Genomic DNA, 3,881 nt, shown 5'->3' on the forward strand with positions numbered 1-3,881 from the left:
TGGCTTCATCCACCTTAACTTTAGATTTGTTGGATGTCGATACCGGCTCGCTATCCCCGGATTGTAAATCCTCCCCGGGATCTACTAATCGTGAGAAAAACCTGTATCTGCCGTTAAGTACCCCGTTCAATTCCTTTCTGTAATAAAGAAATAGGATGATCAGGTAATAACCTCCCAGTATAAGTAACATCATCATCCATAATTGCTGCCAGCTTATTAAAATGTCCATGGCCTTGCGTTTTTAGTTTTAATGTTGTTCCGTGTGCAGAACAAAAGAACAACCTCAGAAAGCCGGTTTCAAGTCCAATTTTTTTGACAATTGAAATCGAACCTAAAAAATCATTGATTTTCAGCTTAATACGCCAATAAACCTCAAGGGAATTTTTAGGAGGAACTTTCTTCGGCTGGTATTTTCATATCTAAACTCTGTGGAGATTAGGTGCTTTATTCGCGGCAAATTTGCGACGACTAGCCTTACACATCGATAGCATAATTATATGTATTTACATATAGATTTAAGTTTTTAAGCACAATTATATCTGTTTACATATAATTTAGTGACTTTGTGTGTAATTATATCTAAATGCATATAATCATGAAGTCGCTGCAAAGCTTTGTAAAGGATAAACGGAAAGAGACGGGGCTTACCCAGCAGGAGTTTGCTGAGAAGGCTGGCGTTGCATTGACAGTGATCAGAAAAAATAGAGCAGGGAAAAAATAACCTTCAATTGGAAAAAGTAAACCAGGTTTTAAAAATGTTCGGTCAGATCCTGGCCCCGGTAAGTTTAAAAGAATTTTCAAAAGCTAAAAATGAGAACAGTGGAAATCTATTGTGAACTACCCATTGGCTAAAGACCAATGGGCTTCGGACTTCATCACCCTGAGCTTCTTTTCAGAAGTCTTATTTAAGGCGCTGCCCGTGTAATCGGAACATTCCGCCCCGATGATTCTTATTCCTTCTTTAAGGATATTTTTACTTGCATTGAAGTCCCTGTCCAAAATATGCCCATTCGGACAAGTCCACTGTCTTTCCGAAAGATTTAGGGTCTGATGGATATAGCCACATTCGTTACAGGTTTTTGAAGATGGATAGGAGCGGTTGATTTTAAGAATTGGGAAATGAACGAGCGTTACAAATGCTTCCCAGAACAAAAAAATAGAGCATAAAGCCCGATTTAGTCGGGCTTTTGTCATTTACGAAATAAGTTTAAAGATTTGTTCGAGTTCTTTATCGGTAATGGTGCTTTTTTCGGACTTGTCGTAAATGGAGGTAAGGAAAATGGTTGTGGCTGTAACTTTCACATAAGTAATTACCCTTGCACCACCCGACTTGCCTTTACCTTTGGAAGCGATAGCCAGGCGTATTTTGTAAAAGCTGTTTCCAAGAGCCGTTCCCTGTTCGGGATTTTCGGCAAGGTTTTCCAGCAGTTCCGTCAAGTCCTTTTTAAGTGAGGGATATTTTTTAGCCAGCCTTTTCGCCTGTTTGTCGAAAAGCGGGATAGATGAAATATTATAGCTCATTCAACAACTCTTTTGCAGGACGTGCTTTTAGCTTTCCCTGTTCCACCAATTTAAGTTCCTGAACGGCTTCTTTAAGCTCCTGCAAAATCTGTACTTTGGTAGGCTCTTCATATTCCAGAGCTTCCAAATCCCTGTATTGCTTTTTGAGTTCCTTCCATTCGTTAATGGGTATATATACGCCTGTGGCTTTCCCTTTGCTGTCTTCTATTACTTGTACTCTCATAATTGAAAATTATTTTAAAATAGCCTGCATTTTGCTTTTGGCAAGAAAAGCATCGAGCATCGCAAAAACGTGTTCCTTATCTCCTGTGTCCAGCTTTTCAATATCCTGCAAACGCTTGACCGTCTTTTTGTCAAACTTGCTGTTGATACCTTCGCCTACGAGATAATCCAAAGAAACCTCAAAAGCATCTGCAATTTTTTTTGCAGCCCCAATGGAGGGAACAGCTTCGTCACGTTCATACTTGCCAATCATCTCACGGGAAACACCGCTTTTAGTGGCAAGCTCTGTCTGCGACCAATCTCTTTCCTTGCGTAAAGTTGTAATTATATTGCCTGTTTCCATTGCTTAAAGTGCTTATTTGTGTCCTATAATCGTTCTGAAACGCAAATTTACGTAAATAAAAGACATAACCCAAATTTCGCAAACGGTTCAATTTGAGTAGTAATTCGGCGCATTTTATCCGATATTATTCGTAGATATGTGTTATTTTATTAAAAATCAATGCTGTTGGGTGTTTGATGATATGAGTTCCCTTACCCGCATCTATGATTTCAGGGACATTTTGGTTTGCCGTAAAAAAAGAGCTTACGGGGCAAATAATGGGCTGTAATCTTTCGTGGTAAAGATTTTCAAGACCCACCTGCGTGTGGTCTTTACCCATTTAGCTGGCAGGGTAACAAACTGCAATATGAAGCGTTTGAGGCGCATTTCCGGTTTTACAAAATACAGTTGTTCGGCGTACGCATTTTTTACTTTCTGGAATAATGAATAGCAGACTAACATAGCATACAGATAAATAGTGTTCATCTCCATGTTATCGAAGGGCATTTTGGAAAAGTTAAAATCATGATCCAGTTCTTTAAAATGGTGCTCCCCATCGCAACCTCTCTGATTGTATGTTTCAATGCAGCGATGCGGGCTGCTTTGTTTATCTGAGGTAACTATGGCATAATAACGGTATCCATTTTTGTCAAATACTTCCAATTGCCCTTTTTCTTGATATCGATAGGTTATTATACGTCTGGACTTTCCCAGCAGATCTTCCTCAAAACTACACACCTCTACTTTGCGATGATCCTATGTCTTGATATCAAATACATTTGGGTTCAGGGTGAAGGCCGCTGGTACTACCAGTTAGCCATCATGGATGTGTTCAGCCGCAGGATCCTATGCTGGATCTTTCAGCGGAGCGTCCGCCAGACAGATGTGATCGCACTGATGCGATAATTGGATCTTCGTTTGACCTCAAAGGGGTAATCATCAGAAATGACAACGGCTCCCAGTTCATCGCCCATAAGGTACTCGAAGCATTACAATCAATGGAGGCGCGCCAGGAATTTACACATATGGCTACCCCAGAAGAAAATGCCTACATAGAAGCTTTTCACTCCATTCAGCAACGGGAACTCATAGAGCGTCACCAGTTCTCAAGCTTTTACGAAGCCAGGAGGCATATCGAGAAATATATGCATTGGTATAACTATAGAAGAAAACACGGTGCCATAGATTTTATGACGCCCATGCAGAAATGGGCACAGGGATTATCCCGGAAAGCTGTTAAGGCACTCATGAAGCATGGGCGACGGGCTTGTCAAGGCCGGACAGCGTGAGCCTGAGCGCGGCGTCCGTTTTGTATAGCCTTGACAAGACTGGAGAACCTGCTTATCTTTGCCTGGAAAGTGACCAGGATAACGATCAGTCAGTAGCAAACCATTTTGAAAAATCAGTCCAGTTATAGGGGGTTAAGACATTAAGGAGTGTCCTTCACAAACACTTCAAATGAGTTTGAGAAATTTAGATAATGCCTACACCAAATTTTTCAAAGGTGGTGGCTTTCCTAAATTCAAATCAAAACATAAAAAGCAGTCTATACAATTTCCGCAAGGAGTAAAAACAGACTTTGAAAATGGAACTATCTTTTTACCGAAGTTGAAAAACGTTTCCTGTATTTTTCATCGCCAATTCAAAGGTGAGATTAAAACAGTGACCGTTTCCAAAACTTCAACAGGGAAATACTTTGTAAGCATACTCGTTGATAACCAAAAACAGTTGCCTAAAAAGAAACCTGTAAAAGAAAAGACATCCATTGGAATAGATATGGGAGTGAAAACTTTTGCAACCCTATCTGACGGTACTT

At 40.2% G+C, this 3,881-nt stretch carries 9 protein-coding genes; 3 read left to right on the top strand and 6 right to left on the bottom strand.

Translation table 11 applies throughout. The features are described 5' to 3' along the window. The coding region (locus ACYVI9_RS14950; RefSeq protein WP_460765910.1) for a hypothetical protein at positions 1-229 on the bottom strand (229 nt) is incomplete at its 3' end. 366 nt (positions 230-595) lie between these two features. Between ACYVI9_RS14950 and ACYVI9_RS14955 the strand changes: the two genes are divergently transcribed. Continuing rightward, positions 596-721, top strand: a complete 126-nt coding sequence (locus ACYVI9_RS14955) for a helix-turn-helix domain-containing protein (protein ID WP_460765913.1) — start codon at positions 596-598, stop codon at positions 719-721. 116 nt (positions 722-837) lie between these two features. Here the strand turns inward: ACYVI9_RS14955 and ACYVI9_RS14960 are convergent, their stop codons facing one another. From ACYVI9_RS14960 to ACYVI9_RS14980, 5 genes are all read right to left on the bottom strand, one after another. Beyond that, the gene (locus ACYVI9_RS14960) at positions 838-1,194 is read right to left on the bottom strand and encodes a zinc ribbon domain-containing protein (RefSeq protein ID WP_460765916.1); all 357 of its coding nucleotides are present in this window, start codon (positions 1,192-1,194) and stop codon (positions 838-840) included. Next, positions 1,195-1,521: a type II toxin-antitoxin system RelE/ParE family toxin gene (locus tag ACYVI9_RS14965; protein ID WP_460765919.1), complete on the bottom strand. Its 327-nt coding sequence runs from the start codon at positions 1,519-1,521 to the stop codon at positions 1,195-1,197. Then, on the bottom strand, positions 1,511-1,744 hold the full coding sequence (locus ACYVI9_RS14970) for a hypothetical protein (protein WP_460765922.1): 234 nt from the start codon (positions 1,742-1,744) through the stop codon (positions 1,511-1,513). The genes ACYVI9_RS14965 and ACYVI9_RS14970 overlap by 11 nt, the downstream gene beginning before the upstream one ends. Positions 1,745-1,753: 9 nt before the next feature. Continuing rightward, positions 1,754-2,086: a helix-turn-helix domain-containing protein gene (locus ACYVI9_RS14975; protein ID WP_460765925.1), complete on the bottom strand. Its 333-nt coding sequence runs from the start codon at positions 2,084-2,086 to the stop codon at positions 1,754-1,756. A 243-nt stretch (positions 2,087-2,329) separates the two neighbouring features. Then, positions 2,330-2,728 carry a hypothetical protein gene (locus ACYVI9_RS14980; RefSeq protein WP_460765928.1) on the bottom strand — a complete coding sequence of 133 codons (399 nt, stop codon included), beginning with the start codon at positions 2,726-2,728 and terminating at the stop codon, positions 2,330-2,332. 335 nt (positions 2,729-3,063) lie between these two features. On the opposite strand from ACYVI9_RS14980, the gene ACYVI9_RS14985 reads away from it, so the two are divergent. Next, the gene (locus ACYVI9_RS14985; protein WP_460765931.1) at positions 3,064-3,354 is read left to right on the top strand and encodes an integrase core domain-containing protein; all 291 of its coding nucleotides are present in this window, start codon (positions 3,064-3,066) and stop codon (positions 3,352-3,354) included. A gap of 169 nt (positions 3,355-3,523) precedes the next feature. After that, positions 3,524-3,881, top strand: a 358-nt coding sequence (locus ACYVI9_RS14990) for an RNA-guided endonuclease InsQ/TnpB family protein (protein WP_460765934.1), incomplete at its 3' end; no start/stop codon positions are given.

It is taken from the genome of Niabella terrae, from assembly GCF_054783135.1.